Annotated in this window: 16 protein-coding genes; 7 read left to right on the forward strand and 9 right to left on the reverse strand. The window is 34.8% G+C overall.

The annotated features are described in order from the left end of the window. Positions 1 to 138 precede the first annotated feature (138 nt). The 4 genes from JQC67_RS07090 (at position 139) to der (ending at position 4,675) form a co-directional block, all read left to right on the forward strand. Positions 139 to 1,533, forward strand: coding sequence for an alanine/glycine:cation symporter family protein (locus tag JQC67_RS07090; RefSeq protein WP_394369447.1), 1,395 nt, complete (start codon positions 139 to 141; stop codon positions 1,531 to 1,533). Next, on the forward strand, positions 1,520 to 2,407 hold the full coding sequence (gene era / locus JQC67_RS07095; RefSeq protein WP_203252130.1) for a GTPase Era: 888 nt from the start codon (positions 1,520 to 1,522) through the stop codon (positions 2,405 to 2,407). Before JQC67_RS07090 ends, era begins: the two co-directional genes overlap by 14 nt. Before the next feature lie 153 nt (positions 2,408 to 2,560). Beyond that, positions 2,561 to 3,289: an acetyltransferase gene (locus tag JQC67_RS07100; protein WP_203252131.1), complete on the forward strand. Its 729-nt coding sequence runs from the start codon at positions 2,561 to 2,563 to the stop codon at positions 3,287 to 3,289. A gap of 81 nt (positions 3,290 to 3,370) precedes the next feature. After that, complete coding sequence (gene der, locus JQC67_RS07105) at positions 3,371 to 4,675, forward strand: ribosome biogenesis GTPase Der (protein WP_203252132.1); 1,305 nt, start codon at positions 3,371 to 3,373, stop codon at positions 4,673 to 4,675. Positions 4,676 to 4,737: 62 nt separating this feature from the next. Here der and JQC67_RS07110 read toward each other — a convergent pair whose 3' ends face one another. The 5 genes from JQC67_RS07110 to JQC67_RS07130 form a co-directional block, all read right to left on the reverse strand. Beyond that, positions 4,738 to 5,529, reverse strand: coding sequence for a TPM domain-containing protein (locus JQC67_RS07110; protein ID WP_203252133.1), 792 nt, complete (start codon positions 5,527 to 5,529; stop codon positions 4,738 to 4,740). Next, positions 5,510 to 5,947: a TPM domain-containing protein gene (locus JQC67_RS07115; protein WP_203252134.1), complete on the reverse strand. Its 438-nt coding sequence runs from the start codon at positions 5,945 to 5,947 to the stop codon at positions 5,510 to 5,512. The genes JQC67_RS07110 and JQC67_RS07115 overlap by 20 nt, the downstream gene beginning before the upstream one ends. A 6-nt stretch (positions 5,948 to 5,953) precedes the next feature. Further along, positions 5,954 to 6,553, reverse strand: a complete 600-nt coding sequence (locus tag JQC67_RS07120; RefSeq protein WP_203252135.1) for a LemA family protein — start codon at positions 6,551 to 6,553, stop codon at positions 5,954 to 5,956. 109 nt (positions 6,554 to 6,662) lie between these two features. Next, positions 6,663 to 6,992 carry a MerR family transcriptional regulator gene (locus JQC67_RS07125; protein ID WP_203252136.1) on the reverse strand — a complete coding sequence of 110 codons (330 nt, stop codon included), beginning with the start codon at positions 6,990 to 6,992 and terminating at the stop codon, positions 6,663 to 6,665. Then, entirely contained in the window at positions 6,992 to 7,969 is a 978-nt protein-coding gene (locus JQC67_RS07130; protein ID WP_203252137.1) for a M23 family metallopeptidase, read from the reverse strand. The genes JQC67_RS07125 and JQC67_RS07130 overlap by 1 nt, the downstream gene beginning before the upstream one ends. A 106-nt stretch (positions 7,970 to 8,075) precedes the next feature. On the opposite strand from JQC67_RS07130, the gene alaS reads away from it, so the two are divergent. Continuing rightward, on the forward strand, positions 8,076 to 10,691 hold the full coding sequence (gene alaS / locus JQC67_RS07135; RefSeq protein WP_203252138.1) for an alanine--tRNA ligase: 2,616 nt from the start codon (positions 8,076 to 8,078) through the stop codon (positions 10,689 to 10,691). A 107-nt stretch (positions 10,692 to 10,798) separates the two neighbouring features. Here the strand turns inward: alaS and JQC67_RS07140 are convergent, their stop codons facing one another. Further along, a complete protein-coding gene (locus JQC67_RS07140; protein WP_203252139.1) occupies positions 10,799 to 13,099 on the reverse strand; it encodes a CehA/McbA family metallohydrolase in 2,301 nt (766 codons plus the stop codon). Positions 13,100 to 13,366: 267 nt separating this feature from the next. On the opposite strand from JQC67_RS07140, the gene JQC67_RS07145 reads away from it, so the two are divergent. After that, the gene (locus tag JQC67_RS07145) at positions 13,367 to 14,311 is read left to right on the forward strand and encodes a GSCFA domain-containing protein (protein ID WP_203252140.1); all 945 of its coding nucleotides are present in this window, start codon (positions 13,367 to 13,369) and stop codon (positions 14,309 to 14,311) included. Between the two features lie 59 nt (positions 14,312 to 14,370). Next, positions 14,371 to 14,985 (forward strand): DUF4230 domain-containing protein, encoded by a 615-nt coding sequence (locus JQC67_RS07150; RefSeq protein ID WP_203252141.1) that lies wholly within the window; start codon positions 14,371 to 14,373, stop codon positions 14,983 to 14,985. A gap of 61 nt (positions 14,986 to 15,046) precedes the next feature. Here JQC67_RS07150 and JQC67_RS07155 read toward each other — a convergent pair whose 3' ends face one another. From JQC67_RS07155 to JQC67_RS07165, 3 genes are all read right to left on the reverse strand, one after another. Further along, positions 15,047 to 16,318, reverse strand: a complete 1,272-nt coding sequence (locus JQC67_RS07155; RefSeq protein WP_238934517.1) for a glucuronyl esterase domain-containing protein — start codon at positions 16,316 to 16,318, stop codon at positions 15,047 to 15,049. A gap of 145 nt (positions 16,319 to 16,463) precedes the next feature. Beyond that, complete coding sequence (locus JQC67_RS07160; RefSeq protein WP_203252142.1) at positions 16,464 to 17,030, reverse strand: DUF4136 domain-containing protein; 567 nt, start codon at positions 17,028 to 17,030, stop codon at positions 16,464 to 16,466. A gap of 93 nt (positions 17,031 to 17,123) precedes the next feature. Next, entirely contained in the window at positions 17,124 to 17,282 is a 159-nt protein-coding gene (locus JQC67_RS07165; RefSeq protein WP_203252143.1) for a DUF5522 domain-containing protein, read from the reverse strand. Positions 17,283 to 17,751: the final 469 nt, after the last annotated feature.

Raw genomic sequence — 17,751 nt, forward strand, 5'->3', positions numbered from 1 at the left:
AACTTCAGGCCATTAAGCTGACGAGATAAAGGTGCGCTACAATTCGTAACGGGCGACAAATATACAACCGTTTTTTAGTTATTTCAAAATTTGCTGAAAGAATATTTTTTGATCCGTACGTTTTTCAAAGCCTCTAAAATGTATAACTTCGGCTTTTATACAGAGCCCTTGGAAGCAATCAATGATATCTTAGCAAAATTAATACCATTTACAGAATGGCCAATGTTCATCCTTTTAATTGGTGGAGGGCTTTTTTTGGTCTTATATTCAAAATTTCTACCCTATCGTTATTTCGGTCATGCAATTGCAATTACCGCAGGTAAATATGATGATAAAGATGCAAAGGGTGAGGTAAGTTCGTTTCAAGCGCTTTCTGCAGCAGTTGCTGCTACGGTTGGGCTTGGTAATATTTCTGGTGTTGCAATTGCTATTCATGATGGTGGCCCTGGTGTTGTTTTTTGGATTTGGGTTACCGCATTAATAGGCATGGCAATTAAATTTTATTCTTGTAGTCTGTCTATAATGTTCAGAGGTAAAGATTCTGAAGGTAATCTACAAGGTGGCCCTATGTTTTATATTACAAAAGGATTAGGGCCAAAAGCAAAACCGCTCGCAATATTTTTTGCTGTTTGTGGTCTGTTTGGTTTTTTAGGGGTATTTACTGCCAATCAGTTTACTGAAACATTCATGAGTGTGATTGAGCCGTCAAATACCATTTTTGAGATGGAAGAAACGAGTTGGAAATTGACTATAGGTATCGTACTCGCAATTGTTACCTCATTTGTGATTTTCGGCGGACTTAAAAAAATTGCCAAAGTAGCTTCGGCTGTTGTGCCATTTATGGTAGCTGTTTACTTGATTGCCGTAATAGTAGTAATGGCAATGAATGCTTCACAAATAATGCCTGCTTTAAAATTGATTTTTACTGAAGCATGGAATTTTAAAACTATTGTAACAGGTGGTTTTTGGGGGCTCGTAATTATTGGTGTGCGAAGAGCAATGTTTTCAAATGAAGCTGGTTTGGGTAGCGCTCCAATGTATCATGGACAATCAAAAACAGATAATCCTATTAAAGAAGGTTTGGTAGCAATGCTTGGGCCTTTTATTGATACTATATTGGTGTGTACGTTTACAGCAGTGGTTATTATTTTAAGTGGTGCATATCTTGAAGATGAAAGTGGTATTGTTATGACCTTGACTGCTTTTGAAAGAACACTTTTCGGTTATGGTGATGATTTATTGATGTTGATTGTGACGGCCTTTGCACTTTCTACATTATTTACGTATTCGTACTATGGTGTAAAAAGTTTGTCTTTTTTAACCAATGCTAAAATTGGTAAGTATTACAATGTCTATTTTGTTGTTATGATTGTATTCGCTGCAGTTGCATCTTTAGATTTGGTAAAAAACTTAATTGATTTGTCATATGCCTTAATGGTGATACCAAATATGATAGCAGTACTTTTGTTGGCTCCTAAAGTTAATAAGGCAGCTAAGTTGTATTTTAAAAATCTCCGTAATGAAAGAGCATAAATCAGGATTTGTAAATATTATTGGTAATCCCAATGTTGGTAAGTCAACCTTAATGAATGCTTTTGTAGGTGAGAAATTATCAATCATTACCTCAAAGGCGCAAACTACGCGTCATCGTATTTTAGGTATTGTTAATGGTGATGATTTTCAAGTAGTACTTTCTGATACGCCAGGAATTATCAAACCAGCATACGAGTTGCAATCTAGTATGATGGATTTTGTGAAGTCTGCTTTTGAAGATGCAGATGTAATCTTATATATAGTTGAGATAGGGGAGAAGTCTTTAAAGGATGAAAAGTTTTTTGAGAAAATAAGAAGTAGTAAAACACCTGTATTATTGTTACTTAATAAGATTGATATTTCAGATCAAGAAGTGTTAGAAGCACAGGTTGTGTATTGGCAAGAATTGCTTCCAGAAGTTGAGGTGCATCCTATTTCTGCATTACAGAAATTCAATGTAAAAGAAGTTTTTGAGCGTATTATTGAATTGTTACCGGTTGGGCCGGCCTATTATCCAAAGGATCAAATTACAGATAAGCCAGAGCGTTTTTTCGTAAACGAAACCATCCGAGAGAAAATATTAATCCATTATAAAAAAGAAATTCCGTACGCTGTAGAAATTGATACTGAAGAGTTTTTTGAGGATGAAGATATTATTCGCATGCGTGCGGTGATTATGGTTGAGAGAGATTCTCAAAAAGGAATTATTATCGGTCATAAGGGCACAGCATTAAAGAGGGTAGGGGTTGAATCTCGTAAAGATTTGGAGAAATTTTTTGGTAAACAAGTGCATTTAGAACTCTATGTGAAGGTGAATAAAAATTGGCGCAGCAATGAGCGTCAATTAAAACGATTTGGCTACAAAAAAGGATAACAATAAAGTTTGGTGTTACTGTGTTCTGGTGCATGTTAAAGAAGTCATAAGATTTTTGTACTTCATCGAATAAAGCTGCATTTAATCTATTACCCCTTTAATAATTCCTACATTTGAGTAATTGAAAGTGGAAACCCCAAATCCCCCACGAGAATGAAAAATATTGTAATTATCGGTGCGTCCGGCCATGGAAATGTGGTTCTGGATATCATCGAGAATGAAGCTAAATATAATGTTATTGGCTTCATAGATACGTATAAAGAAAAATGCCGATTAGCCATTGGTTATGAGGTGTTAGGCAGTGAAGAAGAGTTGCCATATCTGATGGATAAATTTAATTTTTCAGAAGGTATTATTGCTATAGGTGATAATTGGACGAGAAAAAAAGTTGTCGATAAGATTTCTAAAATAGTTCCCAAGTTCCGTTATATTTCTTCAGTACATCCAAATGCTGTTATCGGTCGTGATGTGAAAATCGGTCTAGGTACCATTGTAATGCCAGGCGCAATTGTAAATTCAAATGCTAATATTGGTAATTTTTGTATTCTTAATACAAATTCATCTTTGGATCATGATAGTGAAATAGGTGATTATTCTAGTTTAGCACCACGTGCATCAACAGGTGGTCATGTTAGGTTAGGAGAATTTTCTGCAATATGTCTCGGAGCGAATATAATTGAAGGTATTCATATTGGTGAGCACACCGTAATAGGCGCAGGATCTTTAGTTGTTAATAACGTTAAAAGCTTTGTTATGGCTTATGGTTCTCCTTCACAAGTAATTCGTGAAAGAGCTATTGGTGACCCCTATCTTTCTAAAGGAAAGGATGCAAAGTCAGAATTAGTTGTAATTCATAAAAACGAGATTCAAACTTCAATTTAATTAGTATCATTGCTTTTTAGGATAAATAGGCTATTTACTATTAAAGCGATTAGCACTACCTTTGTGGCTTAATTTACCATAATGAGTGCTATTGTTGCTATTGTTGGAAGACCTAATGTTGGAAAATCTACTTTCTTTAATCGTTTAATTCAACGAAGAGAAGCCATTGTTGATGCCGTAAGTGGAGTTACACGTGACCGCCACTATGGGAAAAGTGATTGGAACGGTGTAGAATTTTCACTCATTGATACCGGCGGTTATGTTATTGGCAGTGAAGATGTTTTTGAATCGGAAATTGATAAGCAAGTAGAACTTGCCATTGACGAGGCCGATGCAATTATTTTTATGGTCGATGTTGCTACCGGTGTAACTGGTATGGATGAAGATGTTTCAAAATTACTTCGTCGCGTAAAAAAACCCATTTTTTTAGTAATTAATAAAGTAGATAACGCCAATCGGGAAGCTGATGCTGTTGAATTCTATTCATTAGGGTTAGGTGAGTATTATACTTTATCTAGTATTAACGGTAGTGGTACTGGTGAGTTGCTTGATGATTTAGTAAAGGTTTTGCCTGAAAAGGAAAAAGAAGTAATTGACTTACCTAGATTCGCCGTAGTTGGTAGACCAAATGCTGGCAAATCCTCTTTTATAAATGCTTTAATTGGTCAAGATAGATATATTGTAACTGATGTTGCTGGTACAACAAGAGATAGTATTGATACAAAATATAATCGTTTTGGTTTTGAATTTAATCTAGTTGATACGGCAGGTATTCGTAGAAAATCTAAGGTTAAAGAAGACTTAGAATTTTATTCTGTGATGCGTTCAGTACGTGCTATTGAACATTCAGATGTTTGTATATTACTTTTTGATGCAACCAGAGGTTTTGATGGTCAGGTTGAAAATATTTTTTGGCTGGCACAGCGAAACAATAAGGGAATTGTTATTTTGGTGAATAAGTGGGATTTAGTTGAAGACAAGCAAACCAATACTATAAAACAATATACTGAGCGAATTAAAAAGGCAATGGAGCCTTTTGTGGATGTGCCAATTATTTTTGTTTCTGTTTTAAACAAACAACGTATTTATAAGGCGATAGAAACAGCGGTTGAAGTCTATAAGAATAGATCTAAAAAGATTAAAACGCGTGATTTGAATGATGTTATGCTGCCAATTATAGCGAATACGCCACCACCTGCTTATAAAGATAAATACGTTAAAATAAAGTACATCACGCAGTTGCCAACACACTATCCGCAGTTTGCTTTCTTTTGCAATTTACCACAGTATGTACGTGACCCTTATAAGCGTTTCTTAGAAAATAAATTACGTGAGAATTTTGATTTTTCAGGTGTTCCTGTAACAATATACATGCGAAAGAAATAGATAAGAAAAGGTTTTCGGGAATAAAGAGTGTAATTACTTTTTTTGTTGGCGGTAAATATGAATTACCAGCCACCAGAAGCGCCGCCGCCGCCGCCCATTCCGCCACCGAAACCACCACCAAATCCGCCTCCGCCACCGAAACTTCCGCCGCCGCCAAATCCTCCACCAGAATGGCCACTTCTGCCCATATTACTGAGAATAATTATATCCCAAAGGTCTAGGCCACCAGAGCGTTTACCTCCATTTTTACCACCACCTTTATTTTTTCTGCGTGATAGAATAATGAGAATGACGAAAAATATGATAAAGGGTATTAATGAATCTAATGGAAAACCTTGCTGCTTATCAAAAGTGCGTTCTTCTTTAAATTCGCCGTTAAGTACTTGAAAAATGGCGTCTGCACCATCATTAAGCCCTCCGTAGTAATTATTTTGTTTAAAATGTGGTATCACTACATTTTGAATAATTCGTCTGCTCATGGCGTCTGTAAGGGATCCTTCAACGCCATAACCGGTATTAATTCCAATTTTTCGATCATCTCTAGCGAGAATAATTAGAATTCCATTGTCTTTTCCTTTTTGGCCAATGCCCCATTCAGTTAACCAGTTGGCGCCTAAATAGTTAATTTCTTCCCCTTCGGTAGATTTAATAATTGCAATAACAATTTGTGTTGAGGTACTATCAGAATAACGTATCAACTTCTGCTCAAGGGCATTTTTCTGTTGATCGGGTAATAAATTCACATAGTCATATACACTTGTTTGTTCTGAAGGTTTTTCAGGAATTTCAAACTGCGCATGCCCTACTAAGCAGCACATGAATAAGAGCAATAAACTAACCTTTTGATATATCATTGCTCAATTCATTTGTGTCTAATGTATGCCATGGAAAATGGGTGTTAAGCTCTTTGCCTGCACGCAAAATTCCGTCAATAATACCTTGTTTGAAATTGCCTAATACAAATTGTTCTTGTATTGTATTTTTAGTCGATTCCCAAAAGTCTACGGGTACCACCTTATCAATGCCTCGGTCGCCATAAATGACAAATTTCTTATCGTTAACAGCAATGTAAATGAGTACACCATTTTCTTCTTTGGTGTTATCCATTTTTAGAAGATGGAAGACTTCTTTAGCACGTTCATCATGGTTAAGTCTCGTATGAGCCTCAATATGCACGCGTATCTCTCCTGAGGTGTTTTTTTCAGCCTCAAGAATAGCCGCTACAATCTCTTGCTCCCCTTGGGCAGTTAAAAAATCCTCAACTCTTGACATATTATTTTATTTGAAATCAAAATCTACATCCGGAGCGTCTTCCGAGCCAGCCTCAGCTTTAAAATAAGCGAGTTCATCAAAATTTAAAAAACCTGCTAAAATTGAATTCGGGAATTTTTTGATTAGTAAGTTATACGGTTCTACGGTAGCATTGAAGCGATCACGAGCAACATTAATTCTGTTTTCGGTGCCTTCTAATTGTGATTGTAGTTCTAGAAAATTTTGGTTAGATTTTAAATCTGGGTAGCGCTCAACCGTAACCAATAATTTGCTAAGTGCACCGCTTAAACCACTCTGCGCTTGATTAAATTGTGCTAATTGTTCTGGGGTTATATTAGTTGGGTCAATTGATACCGATGTGGCCTTCGCTCTTGCTTCAATAACATCGGTTAAAGTGCCACGTTCAAAATCTGCCGCTCCTTGTACTGTTTTAACCAAATTACCAATAAGATCGTTTCTTCGCTGATATGAACTTTCTACATTTGCCCATGTTTTTGTTGATGTTTCTTTAAGTCCAATGGCGCTGTTGTTAAAGTTTACGCCCCATTGAAATAGTCCAAAAGCTATGACGCCAATAATTATAATTGCAATTAATCCTTTTTTCATGATAGTGTTTATTTAAGAATATGATTATATAGTTAATGATAGTTAGTCCGCAGTAGGGTGTTGTTTGTTACAACAACGAGGTAAAAAAAGAATTTGTAATTAGAAAAAATTACAATTGTTCTTTTATTTTGATAAGTTCAGCTTTTACTTTTTCAAGCTTATCAATAATGTCAAAATTATTTAATGACTTCTGACGATTCTCTTTTAGGTGGGTTTTCGCACCCTCTAATGTAAACCCTCTTTCCTTAACCAAATGGTAAATTAGTTTAAGGTTTTTAATGTCTTCAGGTGTGAATTTGCGGTTGCCCTTAGCGTTTTTCTTTGGCTTTAAGGCATCGAATTCTTTTTCCCAGAAACGAATTAATGAGGTGTTGACATCAAAAGCCTTTGCTACTTCGCCAATTCCGTAATATCTTTTTTCTGGTAAATCTATTTGCATTAGTCGAGCGATTGATTTTCTTGGTTAGCAAACTTCAACATGTTTTCAAATTCTTGAGCTGATAAACTGCCGTAGTAGAAATTAATTGGGTTAAGGCGGTCTTTATCTTTCCATACCTCATAATGCAGGTGGGGTGCTTCTGAGCGCCCTGTGTTACCTACAAAACCTATGAGATCGCCACGTTTAACCTTTTGACCTTTTTTAACGTTGTATTTACTCAAATGGCCATAGAGTGTAAGGTAACCATAACCATGATCAATACGAATGTGATTGCCATAACCTGAAGAGCCATTATCTGCACGGGTAACTTTGCCATCACCAGTAGCGTATACAGGAGTGCCTCTTGGTGCTGAGAAGTCCATTCCACGGTGCATTTTACGTGCCTTTGTAAATGGGTCAGAGCGCCATCCATAACCAGATGCCATCCGCTTTAAGTCTTCATTGTTTATTGGTTGTATGGCGGGTATGGCCATTAGCAATTTCTCTTTCTCTTCAGCAAGTTTTGTAATTTCATCTAAAGATTTTGATTGAATTGCAATTTGTTTTTTAATAATGTCTAATCTACGTGTTGTAGAAATAATCATTTCAGAATTATTAAATCCTTCTAAAGATCGATATCTATTAATACCTCCAAAACCAGCATGTCTTTGTTCTTCCGGAATCGGATTTGCTTCAAAATAAAGTCTGTAAATATTGTTGTCACGATCTTCAACATTGGCTAGTACCTCTTCAATTTGCTCCATTTTTTTATCGAGCAATTCAAATTGTAATTCGTAGTTTTTAACCTCACGCCGTAACGAAAGTTCACGGGGAGTATTAATCAAATTGGTATTCATCAGTAAGATGACTGAAAGAATTCCGAAGAAAAGAGAGCCAAGAAAAAAGAAAGCAATATTGCGATACCGTTTTGATTTTTGAGCTTCTATCTTACGGTATGATAGTGTATCGGGATCGTAATAATACTTTACCTTAGACATAAATGGATTTTATCCTATTTTTGCGCAACTGTTTTTTTACAGAACAAACAAATATAAAAATTGTTTTGTACAAATTGTTAAAATTTGCAAAACGTTAGCAATTTCTATGACTTCCAAAGATATACGTGCAGAATTTATAAAATTTTTCAAAAGCAAAGAACATAAGATAGTTGCTTCAGCCCCAATGGTTATTAAAGATGATCCAACTTTAATGTTCACCAATGCGGGAATGAATCAATTTAAAGAATTTTTTCTCGGAAATACAGTTTCGATGAATAGTCGAATTGCTGATACCCAAAAATGCTTACGTGTAAGTGGTAAACACAATGATTTAGAAGAGGTTGGTAAAGATACTTATCACCACACCATGTTCGAAATGTTGGGCAATTGGAGTTTTGGTGATTATTTTAAGGAAGAAGCAATTAAATGGGCTTGGGAATTCTTAACTGATGTTTGCAAAATAGATGAAAAAAGTCTGTATGTATCAATATTTGAAGGAAGTACAGATGCTGATAAGCTAGCAAAGGATGACGAAGCTTTTGAGCTTTGGAAATCAATTGTACCCGAAGACCGAATCATTTTAGGAAATAAAAAGGATAATTTCTGGGAAATGGGTGATCAAGGGCCATGTGGACCTTGTTCTGAAATTCATGTTGATATACGATCAGCTGAAGAAAAAGAGAAGGTATCTGGTGCCTCTTTAGTTAATCAAGATCATCCATTGGTCGTTGAGATCTGGAATCTAGTCTTCATGCAATACAATCGTAAAGCCGATGGTAGTTTAGAAAATTTACCTGCAAAACATGTTGATACCGGTATGGGTTTTGAACGTTTGTGCATGGTGATGCAAAACGTACAGTCTAATTATGATACTGATGTTTTTAAGCCAATTATACGTGAAATTGAAACCATTACAAATTCTAAATATGGTAACACAGAAGAGAATGATATAGCCATTCGTGTTATTGCCGATCATATTAGAGCCGTTGCATTTTCGATTGCCGACGGTCAATTACCAAGCAATACGGGTGCAGGCTATGTTATAAGAAGAATTTTACGACGTGCAATTCGCTATGGCTTTACTTTTTTAAACACCAAAGAACCTTTTATATATCGTTTGACCAAAGTGTTGGTTGATCAAATGGGTGAAAACTTCACCGAATTAAAAGTGCAACAACAATTAATCGAAAATGTAATTAAAGAAGAAGAACATTCATTTTTAAATACTTTAGATCAAGGGTTGGTTTTGCTGAATTCTGTTATTTCACAGGCTAAAGAAAAGCAAATTGATGGTAGAAAAGCTTTTGAATTATATGATACGTACGGTTTTCCTATAGATTTGACGGCTCTTATTTTAGGGGAAAAAGGATTCTCTTTGGATGAAAAAGGCTTTGAAGTAGCTATGCAAGAGCAAAAAAATCGCTCTAGAAGTGCTTCGGAGATTTCAAAAGAAGATTGGACAGTTTTGTCGGATGATGTAGAACAAGAGTTTGTTGGTTATGATGTTTTGAACGCAAAGGTTAAACTGGTTAAATACAGAAAAGTAACCTCTAAAAAGGAGGGTGAACAGTATCAACTCGTTTTTAATCTTACTCCATTTTATGCTGAAGGTGGCGGTCAAGTTGGTGACAAAGGCTATCTAGAAGTGCCAAATGGTGATGTAGTTTATATAGTTGATACCAAAAAAGAGAATAATGAAATTATTCATTTTGTAAAGAATTTACCGAAGCATTTGAGTGAAACATTCAATGCGGTAGTTGACAAAAAACAACGACAACGTACAGAAGCGAATCATACAGCTACACATTTATTACATCAAGCACTTCGTGAAATATTAGGTACACACGTTGAGCAGAAAGGTTCTGCAGTTCATTCAAAATATTTACGATTTGATTTTTCACATTTTTCAAAATTAACTGTTGAAGAATTACGAGACGTTGAGAATTTTGTGAACTCTCGAATTGACGGACAATTAGCTTTCGAGGAGAAACGAAATGTTCCTGTAGATGAAGCTATGGCAGCTGGTGCCATGGCATTGTTTGGTGAAAAATATGGTGATACTGTAAGAACGGTACGGTTCGGGCAATCGATAGAACTATGCGGTGGTACTCATGTGAAAAACACAGGAGATATATGGCATTTTAAAATTAAATCTGAAGGAGCTGTTGCGGCAGGAATAAGAAGAATAGAAGCGATAACTTTTGATGCGGTTAAAGACTTTTATTTTGAAAACAACAGAACGCTCTTTGATATTAAAGATTTACTGAGTAATTCACAGGATCCAGTAAAAGCAGTTCAGGCTTTACAAGATGAAAACGCGAAACTTAAAAAAGAAGTGGAGCAGTTTTTAAAAGATAAAGCAAAAAACTTAAAAGGAGAATTAGCCAATGAACTTGAGGCGATAAATGGCGTTCAATTTTTGGCTAAGAAAATTGATTTAGATGCTGGTAGTATCAAAGATTTGTGTTTTGAAATGGGGCAAAATAAAGATAATTTATTCCTTTTATTCGGAACAGAGCAAAATGGAAAAGCACTTCTGTCTTGCTATATTTCTAAAGAGCTGGTCTCATCAAAAGATTTGAACGCTGGCACAATTGTTAGAGAACTTGGTAAGTTTATTCAAGGTGGGGGCGGTGGTCAACCATTCTTTGCAACTGCGGGTGGTAAAAACCCTGCCGGACTTGATGAAGCTCTAGCTAATGCTAAGCAGTATTTGGGTTAGTGTTTGTTGGAAAATTAAAGAAGTGAATCATACTAATAATTTCAAATTGGTACAGGCAATTAGTGATGAATCTATAATCAAAATCTAATTTTTTTACTGCAAAACACTTATTTATAGTCGTTTAAAATTTGTTGGTATACTTTTTTTGCATGAGCATAGTCTTTCTGAGCAAGAATTCTTTCTTTGTCATTCATTAAATCCTTTTTGGAATCCCAACAAACATCGACCGCCTTTAAACACCATTCAGCACTTTTCTTATTTGCGCGTATAGGTTTGTTGTTCACCATCACAAAAATAGGATTGGTATGAGCAGAATTAGGTATTCTAATCGCTACCCAACTACTTTGCATAATAGCAGTATTAAAACTGATATTGGTTAAATCACCGTCAGCAGTAATTATTTTTTTATCGACCACTTCTCCGTTTACAATCAATTCTACCGGTATTGTTCGGCTATTTCCTATGCGACTGCGTTCAAGGTTCCAATAAGGTCGTAGCAACCAATATTCACCACGGGTATCTAGAGGTTTTACTTTCAAATTCTTTTCTTTATCTAATAATGCAGATACTTGAACGGTTGCCGTAATTTTTGACGGACTTTTTAATTTTAGTTCGCTCCCATTTTCACCAAGAACTACGTCGTTAACCTTAAAATCAAACAAGTGACTATTACCTTCGGAGCAATAACTTTTCCCTTGCTTTAATCCTTCCACCCATGAATCAAAATTGAGTTCGCCTTCAAGTTTAACGTAACTTCTGCCATGTGCCACCTTGGTATCACTCATGCAAGGAAAATCTGTTTCTCCACTTATCCTCGTTCTAAAATTATTATTAAGCATATGATACCAAATGTTCAATTCCCAAGAAGGTGGTGTGTCCATAGTTGAAATAAAATCAACTAAACCATGTGTTGCAGCCACAATATATTCATTGGCCCCAATACCATCAAACTTAGGCATCTCGTAGTTAGGTACTTTGTTGGTTACAACTTCGAGGCCCAAGCCAGTATGGGCATAACCGGTAACAGCTCCTTGTTTTTTAGCCCATCTTAGAACTGGTAAAGTGTAAGTAGGCCAATCTTCGATAACTTTTGTCCCTGGATAAAATTGATCTTTTAAGCGAAGCAATACCACATGGCCTGCATGTCCTGATGGAAATCCAGATATTTCCATGTCATACCGTAATATGTTTTCTTCTGTTGAAAGTTGATGTTCTTTACCTTCAAAGAACTGCCTTTGATGATAATAGCCAGGCCCCCATGTAAGTACACTTCCTATATTTACACCTTCACCTAATAAATGTTTAAACATGTGTTTTGGGTCAACCCCATCAGTGGGTGAAGAGTAATGAGAACAGCCTGCTGCATGAATGTGATGATCTCCGGAATACCATTTTTTATTTGCAGGTGCAATCCAACGTTCAAGATTTAGTTTAAAAAATTGTTCAGGTTTTTCGTTCACATTAAAATCTTCTGTCTTATAAATATACTCTGGACCTCGACCATAGGTAATAGTGTATTTTCCTTTTGGAAGATTAATGCTCTCTAAATGATTGCGATATACTTGAGGCTGAAAATAAAAATCGGGAGCTAAACGCTTCGTTTGACTTGGGTATATATGTCCTTGTTTGTCTTTAATAATTAATGATGCCGTGGTAGGTTTTTGATTTTCATCTAGAATTTCAAAGACTATTTTTTGAGTTGGTAAGCATTGGAATAAAATATCAATCTCGCTCCTAAATCCTATGTCTTGAGTTCCTCGCCCACAAGAGAATGTAATTTTTGCAGCCCTTTTGCCTTGATCTTTACTGTACAGTTGAACGATAAAATATTCAACTTCTAAACCTGATAGCGTTTCTTTCATCGGATTTTTGGTAAACAAACTAAGGTCTAGCCATCTATCTTTTATTTTAACTTCGGTTATTTTTTCATTTGCGCCACTGGTATTATCAACCTTATAAACTGGTTTGGCCTGTTCGCTAGTAACAGTGAGAGGGGCGGTAATTCCTGCTTGATTTTCCACTTGAACCAAGAAGGTTTTCCAGCCACCTTGTGACAATTGTGGTTTTGCCATCCCTTGATTGACCTTTACTCGACTCTCTGGGTTTATGTGAACATTAAAAAGTGTATATTTTTGTAAAATTGCCTGTATTTCATTCACTTTATCGTTTAGTGTAAGAAATTCTTTTATTTTGATTTTGTCAGCCATAGAAATAGGGGTTCCTATAAAATCTAACGCTTCAATCAAATTTGATACATACAAATAGTAGGGTTGTTGTTCTGGCGCCTTCAATTCATCCGTTCGTTCAGAAGCAGTTGTATTTTCATGTGCCATGCTAATTTGTTCCTTACATTGTATCATAGTAAGAACAAGAGTTAATCCTAGAAACAAATACTTAGCTTTTTTCATTTAATAAGTTTGTTTAACTTTTTTTTCATTAGGACATGTCTAAAATACAGTTTAAGTTTAAAAAAATGGAATAGGTTTAATGTGAGTTGTAATTAATGAACTTAAAAAAGTTATTAAGTAAGGTGTTTGTAATTTTGACATCGTTTAATAGATGTGTTTTGTAACCTTGTTTTTTTAAAATTTAGAGTAAGCCAAAAAAAAAGTATTTAAATAAGACTAACGATTATAAAATAAGTCCTAGTACCCCTTTAATGAAAATATAACTTAATGAAACTCCAAACCCAAATACCGCTTCAAAAATCAGTAAACCAAATAGCGTATAAAAGCCATTTGTTAATTTTAGGTTCTTGTTTTTCAGAGCATATTGGTGCTAAGTTTGAGCATTTTAAATTTCAATCATTACAAAATCCGTTTGGTATTTTGTTTCATCCAAAGGCAATTGAAAATTTAATTGAACGGTCAGTTTCTAGTACTTTGTATTCTGAAAAAGAAGTTTTTTTTCAGAATGAAAGATGGCATTGTTTTGATGCACATTCGGTTTTAAGTGATACATCAAAAGATGCACTTTTGCTGAAATTAAATAAAGGCTTAGAAGCTTCAAAAAAACGAATTAAGGAAGCTTCACATATCATTATTACACTTGGAACAGCATGGGTGTATCGAAAAGTAGAAAATGAAAGAATTGTTTCAAATTGCCACAAAATTCCACAATCTGAATTCAAAAAAGAACTATTAAGTGTTTATGAAGTTATAAATTGTTTGAAAAATTGCATTCAACAAATTCGTAAAATCAATAAGAATGTTGCGATAGTTTTTACAGTTTCACCAGTTCGCCATTTAAAAGATGGTTTTGTGGAGAACCAAAAAAGTAAGGCGCATTTGATTGCTGCAATTCATGAAATAATTGAACAAGATAGTGCTTTGTATTTTCCTTCATATGAAATTATGATGGATGAATTACGTGATTATCGATTTTATGAAACTGATATGGTTCATCCAAATCAATTGGCTGTTGATTACATATGGTTGAAGTTTAAAAAAGCCTGGATTTCTAACACTGCTTTTTCTAGTATGGAGAAAGTTGAGGAAGTTCAAAAAGGTTTGCAACATCGACCTTTTAATGAGCAATCTGAGCAGCATCAAAAATTCATTAAAACCCTCGAAAAGAAAATTACGTATCTTCAACAAGAGTACCCGTTTATGAAGTTTTAACATTAAAATAATTTTCTGTTTTATACTTTCAAAACGAGAACTAAAATTGGTAAGTTATTATGAAAAAAGTATTGCTTGGTGTTGTTGTAACTTTAATTTTCGTGTTGGTTTTTCGGTCATGTTCTGATGATAAAAAAGAACAAACCATACTTCAAGAAAATTCAATGTTGATTCAGCAGCAAATTGAAAATGTTTCTAAATTAATAGTCACTGAAGGGCACTTTGCTGAGGTGTATAATTATAAAGATTCACAATTACTTTTTGGTTCTTTAATATCGGCAAATAAGAAAGCGCTTGTAGTTGTTAATGCAGAGGTTACTATGGCATATGATTTGTCTAAAATCGATTTTGAAATTGATGAACCCAATAAAATTTTACGTATTAAAAGTTTACCAGAAGCCGAAGTGAAAATTAATCCAGATTTTGAATATTATGATGTTTCAGCCGATTATTTTAATCCGTTTGATGAACGAGATTATAATCGTATTAAAAAAAATGTCAATAATTCATTGTTGAAGAAAATAGAAGCCTCTTCTTTAAAAACCAATGCTCAAAATCGACTAATGAGTGAGCTTCAAAAGTTTTATATTTTGACGAATTCTATGGAGTGGACATTAGAATATCAAGGTGAAGCCGTTGAACAGAATTTTTCAGGATTACCTTTTAAAGATTAAACGAAGAACATTTTATATATTTTTTTGCTTTTGCAATTAAAAAAAATGCAATGGCTTAGTGCTATTCAATGTGTTTTTTTGCCCATTTAATGTATTGTTCCCAGTCGTACTCTGTAACATCATGTTTACCAGTTCGAATATGATATGCTACTATATTTTGTATTGGTTGATTTACTTCTGGTATCTTACTTGTTGAAATTCCTTCTTTATCAAATAAAGCATAAACTGGCGAAGCAAAATGAGTAGAAAGAAATTCACCTTTGGGGTCTGCCCATCTATCTTCTTTTGCGCTTGCAATATAAAGAGGTCTTGGTGCTATTAGAGCCAATAGTTCATGTTGGTCTACTGGTAAAGCAGATTCATTTTCTATATATTTATTAAAATTATCACTAAACCAATGCGGAAAAGCAGTATTGATTATCGCTATTGTTTCTCCATATTTTCTTTTTGATAGTGCCGCTCCACCACAGCCTGAATCATTGGCAATAACCCCAGCAAATCTTTGGTCAGAAGCCCCTGCCCAAAGCGAAGTTTTACCTAATCGAGAATGACCAAACACTACTACTTTAGCGGCGTCAATAGCGCTGTCTGTTTCAAAATAATCTAATGCTTTGCTAAGCGCAAAAGACCAAGCAGAAATACTGCCCCATTCATCTGGTTTTGGGTTAAGCTGTCCTTCTGAATAAAATAAACTATGTAAACCATCTGAAAAATCATCTTTATCTGGGTCAACTTCTCCGTAGTAAATAGTAGCCAACCCAAAGCCACCATCTATAATTTTTTCAATAGCCCATCTATTTGTTCGTGTGCCTCGCGATGATTCTTGCGCTTTATGGTCAGTAATACCTAATTCTTTAGTGTTAGGTACCCAGGCACTGGTCATGATGATATTGGGGTCTGCATTCACGGTATGATTTCCTCGAAAATTAGGTCCCATGAAAATGGGGGCTGTGGTTTTGTTTTTAGGTAGGTATATTAATATAGTATAGCTAATTGATTGTTTGTTTTTTGTGAGGGTGACCTTTACTTGTTTGCGAATTGCTTTTCCATTGATAGCATTATTGCCCTGTTCAATAACTTCAAATGAAATGTCGTCAATTGCGCCAGGTACTTTTCCATAAACATTTTCTTCAAAAAAGGAATACAGTTCAGGTCTGCGCATATTGGTCCATTCTTGTGATGTTTTAATTTGTTTACCCTCAAATGTTTTTAATGGGTCAGGGAGATGAAATTGAGGTACTTTATTTTCGTCATAATTGTGTTCATATGCTGTTTGCGCAATTAGTGTTTGCGAAACAAAAAGAAGTAGAAGAGTATAAAGCGATAGTTTCATTCTCATATTTTTAGTTGGGCAAAGCTGTAGTGTCCAATATTATGCAGACAGCCATTAAAATTATAATTTATTTCTTAGCTAAAGTTACGAAAAAAGCCCACTATCAGATGATAGTGGGCTTTTAAGGTTTTAAGTGTAAATAAACTTATTTTGCGGATATTATCTCTGGTGGATAAGCTTGTAAAATCTCAGATACAAACTCTTTTATACGCGCTTCTTTCTTTTCAATTTTAGTATGGTTGCCAAGATTTCCAATACCTTTTCCTTGCCATACTAATTCTCTGTTTTTAGCGTCAATTAAATCAATATAAAGAGAGCCTTCAGTTCTGCTTTGAATATTATTTCCGCCCCAACCTGGGCCATATCCGCCATAATAGAATGGGCTCCATCCCCATCCAAATCCTCCACCCCAATAGTTATTGTAGATGTCTACTTGTTCTTTTTCTTTAGTAAAAATGCTCACTAATACATCAGGGTTTTCAGATTTCACAAAACCTCTAGTACCCATTTCAGCTTCAATCGCCTTTAAAATTCGCTTTTTATCTAAATCAGAAATATGAGCTTTGTCAATTCCTGTTTTATAAAATGCATACGATTTGTATTCATTAAAATTTGCCTCTTTGTCGTAATCTGATAATACACGCACTGAAGTACAAGATGCTAAAAACAGAAATACAAGTACTGGAAGCGCAAAAATTCTTTCTTTTTTCATAACGGATATTTTAGAATTAGATTCAGTTTGTTCCGATTATAATTACTTCAAAAACTATGCCGAATCATTTGTAGTTTAAGGTCTCAGCGTTAATTACTGAGAATTTGTTTTTTGATCATAACCATATGGGCAATGCCTGCAACCACTTTCGCAACAGTAACCTCTTTTTATATGATATTGTTTTGTGAAAACACGATAACCTTCTTCAGACCAATAAAAATCACCCTCTTCAATCGGTATTAACTCTTTCACTGCCCTATATTTAGTATCAAAATGATTATAAAATTACTCGAATATTTGTTATTATTGATGCTTTTAACACTTGAAACTAGCCCTTTTAAAGGGTGTAATGGCCAATTTGTCGAACATGTATAGTAGTTGGCAAGAATTTTGAGTTATTCATTTGACCAGTTTTACAACAATTATCTTTGTTAGTAAACGTTTTAAAGTCAGATTATGATTTTAGTTTTTAAACATTTTTTCCGTAAAAATTATGTAGGCCTATCACTTTGGCCTTTCATCATTTTAAAGAATGACTCGTTGAAGAATGATGTTTTCTTGATAAATCACGAAAAAATTCACCTGAAGCAACAGCTAGAACTACTCGTAATCCCATTCTATATTTTCTATCTTTTGGAATGGATTCTTAAGTCAATTTATTACTTCGATCGATATAAAGGCTATCAAAACATTAGTTTTGAGCGTGAGGCCTATTTGAATG

The sequence above is a fragment of the Aurantibacter crassamenti genome (assembly GCF_016811105.1).
Lineage (GTDB): Bacteria > Bacteroidota > Bacteroidia > Flavobacteriales > Flavobacteriaceae > Aurantibacter_A > Aurantibacter_A crassamenti.

Excerpts from the sequence above, each read along its gene's own strand:
- alaS (WP_203252138.1), top strand. The coding sequence starts at position 8,076 with ATGACTTCCAAAGATATACGTGCAGAATTTATAAAATTTTTCAAAAGC.
- JQC67_RS07120 (WP_203252135.1), bottom strand. The coding sequence starts at position 6,553 with ATGAAAAAAGGATTAATTGCAATTATAATTATTGGCGTCATAGCTTTT.
- JQC67_RS07115 (WP_203252134.1), bottom strand. The coding sequence starts at position 5,947 with ATGTCAAGAGTTGAGGATTTTTTAACTGCCCAAGGGGAGCAAGAGATT.
- JQC67_RS07150 (WP_203252141.1), top strand. The coding sequence starts at position 14,371 with ATGAAAAAAGTATTGCTTGGTGTTGTTGTAACTTTAATTTTCGTGTTG.
- JQC67_RS07130 (WP_203252137.1), bottom strand. The coding sequence starts at position 7,969 with ATGTCTAAGGTAAAGTATTATTACGATCCCGATACACTATCATACCGT.
- JQC67_RS07160 (WP_203252142.1), bottom strand. The coding sequence starts at position 17,030 with ATGAAAAAAGAAAGAATTTTTGCGCTTCCAGTACTTGTATTTCTGTTT.
- JQC67_RS07090 (WP_394369447.1), top strand. The coding sequence starts at position 139 with ATGTATAACTTCGGCTTTTATACAGAGCCCTTGGAAGCAATCAATGAT.
- era (WP_203252130.1), top strand. The coding sequence starts at position 1,520 with ATGAAAGAGCATAAATCAGGATTTGTAAATATTATTGGTAATCCCAAT.
- der (WP_203252132.1), top strand. The coding sequence starts at position 3,371 with ATGAGTGCTATTGTTGCTATTGTTGGAAGACCTAATGTTGGAAAATCT.
- JQC67_RS07155 (WP_238934517.1), bottom strand. The coding sequence starts at position 16,318 with ATGAAACTATCGCTTTATACTCTTCTACTTCTTTTTGTTTCGCAAACA.
- JQC67_RS07145 (WP_203252140.1), top strand. The coding sequence starts at position 13,367 with ATGAAACTCCAAACCCAAATACCGCTTCAAAAATCAGTAAACCAAATA.
- JQC67_RS07110 (WP_203252133.1), bottom strand. The coding sequence starts at position 5,529 with ATGATATATCAAAAGGTTAGTTTATTGCTCTTATTCATGTGCTGCTTA.
- JQC67_RS07100 (WP_203252131.1), top strand. The coding sequence starts at position 2,561 with ATGAAAAATATTGTAATTATCGGTGCGTCCGGCCATGGAAATGTGGTT.
- JQC67_RS07125 (WP_203252136.1), bottom strand. The coding sequence starts at position 6,992 with ATGCAAATAGATTTACCAGAAAAAAGATATTACGGAATTGGCGAAGTA.
- JQC67_RS07140 (WP_203252139.1), bottom strand. The coding sequence starts at position 13,099 with ATGAAAAAAGCTAAGTATTTGTTTCTAGGATTAACTCTTGTTCTTACT.